The following is a 2,290-nucleotide window of genomic DNA, read 5'->3' as shown; positions in this document are numbered from 1 at the left end:
CCTGGATCCGCGCGCACGCCGGCACGCCACCGGACTGACCCACGTACGGTGCCGAATCGGACGTTCCGGCTTGACGTGCCAGCGGTCCGGGGAGACGGTGGGGATGTGAGTGTCGCGGTGAGTTGTCCGAGATGCGGGGGCCCGGTACGGGCGCCGGATCTGATGAACACCGACTCAAGGTGTGTGCACTGCGGCCCGGTGCCGCCGCTGCACGTGCCCGAGCACATCGGAGCGGAGATCGTGGCGAGCGTGGTGGAACGGATCACCGCGACCGCCGACCCGCCGATGACGCCGTTGTGGTGCCCGTGGCCGCTGCCGCCCGGTTGGACACTCACCGGCGTGGCGTACGCCGGGGACGACCGGACGGGAGTGCGGGCGACAGCGTTGGCCTGCGCGGGCCCGGCGCCACTCGGCGGTGGTCCGGCCGATCTGGTCTTTGTGGCCGAGGAACCCGGTGTGGGTCTGGGCACCCGGCTCGCCGGTCTGACCGGCCCGGATCCGGGACCGGAGTTGGTCGACGCGCTGACCGACCCCGGATCGGGCCATCCTGACCACGTCGGACAGGCGAAGATCAAGGTCGGCGGGCACCCCACTCCACTGTGGTTGGTGAATTCGCCAACGGATCGAAGCGCGTACGCCGGCGAGGCTCGGGGAATGTGGCTCCATGCGATAGCCTGGCCGGCGAGTGCGGGTCACCTGCTCGCGGAAGATGTCGTGCTACACGACCTGACCGAGTGGACTCCGCCCGAGCTCGTGTACGGCGCACCGTCCCCGTATCTACCCGGGAGAGCTTGACAACTCTCCCGGATTGACGGAGAACGGACGCAGATATTCACTGTACGACACCACACTGATACTCTGGGTGCCGCTGCGGTAATGGGACCCGGCGCCGCGCGAGAGGATGGCCCGCCATGGTCAAGAAGGTCCTCACCTGGGCCGGAATCGCATTCTTGATCTTCTTCGTCGCCTACCGGCCAAACTCTGCGGCGGACGTGTTCAAGTCGCTCGGCGGCGGGATCATGGATATCGCCCAGGGCTTTGGCGACTTCTTCACCAGCCTCGTCGCCTAGCCGCCGATGGGCAGCCCCTCCGGTCCACCCTTCGACCCGGACGACCCCGACCGGGAGCGCCGCGAGCGCGACACCGAGCCGATCCCGCGGATCGGGCCAGATGACGGCCCGGATTACGGGGCCGGTCCCGGCCTGTCCGACGGTCCGTCCCTTTCGGACGACGTCGGCTACGGCGACGGGCCCGGCTATGCCGGTCAGGGTCGTTCCGGTCGGGGATGGATCCGGGATCCGGAGGCCGGTTACCAGCCGCCGCAGATCTCCGAGGACGAGCTGGCCGGGTTGCGCGCCGACGCGACCGGCTCGACCCCTCGGCGGGTGCTGCCACTGGAAGACGAGCCCAGCTCGTTGGTGGCGCGCTACCTCTTCCCCACCGAGCGCTACCGCGGCGAGTGGAAGCGGCACTGGATCCACCTCACCAACCCGCTGTTGATCGGCATCGCGGCGACCTTCGTGCTCGGCTACCTCTCCGGCTTCCTCGCCGGCCAGGACGTCGGTGCGCTGACCACCATCGCCGTGCTGCTCTGGTTCGCGGTGATGGGGTGGGTGGCGTGGAAGGTCGCGGACTGGTGGTATGACCGTTTCATCCTGACCAACAAGCGGGTCATGGTGGTCAACGGCATCGTCACGCGCAAGGTGGCGATGATGCCGCTGGTCCGGGTCACCGACATGAAGTACGAGCAGACCCCGACCGGCCGGGCGCTCAACTACGGCACCTTCGTGCTGGAGTCCGCCGGTCAGGAGCAGGCGCTCCGCGAGATCAAGAACCTACCCAACCCGAACGAGCTCTACCTGCGCGTCGTCGAGGAGATGTACGAGCCGCAGGCGGTCGAGGCGCGGCTCGGCAAGGAAGCCGACGAGGCCAAGGCCGACGACGGTGCGTGAAGGTTTTTGACCGAACATCGGAGCAAGTGCGCACCTTTCGTCATGGACCGAAGCGCCTCTGACGTGGCACTCTGCCAGGACAGCAGGGGTGCGGAGGTGAGCGGTGGCGAGCAAGGACTCGTTGGAGGAGCAGTTCCGCGAGTTCGTCGCGGCCCGCTCCGCCGCGCTCCTACGCACCGCCTACCTGCTCACCGGGGACTGGGCCACCGCCGAAGACCTGCTCCAGACGGCGCTGACCAAGACCTACCTGGCGTGGAAGCGGCTCGGCGGGATCGAGGCCGTCGAGCCGTACGCCCGGCGTGTGATGGTCCACACCTCGACCAGTTGGTGGCGGCGGC

The 2,290-nt window shown here is 68.5% G+C and carries 4 protein-coding genes; all 4 read left to right on the top strand.

Annotation, left to right across the window (positions count from 1 at the left end; translation table 11 throughout):
• Nucleotides 1–48 precede the first annotated feature (48 nt).
• Complete coding sequence (locus tag KBX53_RS30185; RefSeq protein ID WP_342446900.1) at nt 49–795, top strand: DUF6758 family protein; 747 nt, start codon at nt 49–51, stop codon at nt 793–795.
• 116 nt (nt 796–911) lie between these two features.
• Nucleotides 912–1,070 (top strand): hypothetical protein, encoded by a 159-nt coding sequence (locus KBX53_RS30180; RefSeq protein WP_007455302.1) that lies wholly within the window; start codon nt 912–914, stop codon nt 1,068–1,070.
• 6 nt (nt 1,071–1,076) lie between these two features.
• Entirely contained in the window at nt 1,077–1,952 is an 876-nt protein-coding gene (locus KBX53_RS30175) for a PH domain-containing protein (RefSeq protein WP_030329180.1), read from the top strand.
• A 103-nt stretch (nt 1,953–2,055) separates the two neighbouring features.
• Nucleotides 2,056–2,290: sigma factor (locus KBX53_RS30170; protein ID WP_309140887.1), on the top strand; the 235-nt coding region annotated here is incomplete at its 3' end.

This window comes from Micromonospora sp. M51 (genome assembly GCF_018070305.1).
Classification (GTDB): domain Bacteria; phylum Actinomycetota; class Actinomycetes; order Mycobacteriales; family Micromonosporaceae; genus Micromonospora; species Micromonospora parva.
This window is presented reverse-complemented; position numbering and strand designations above follow the sequence as displayed.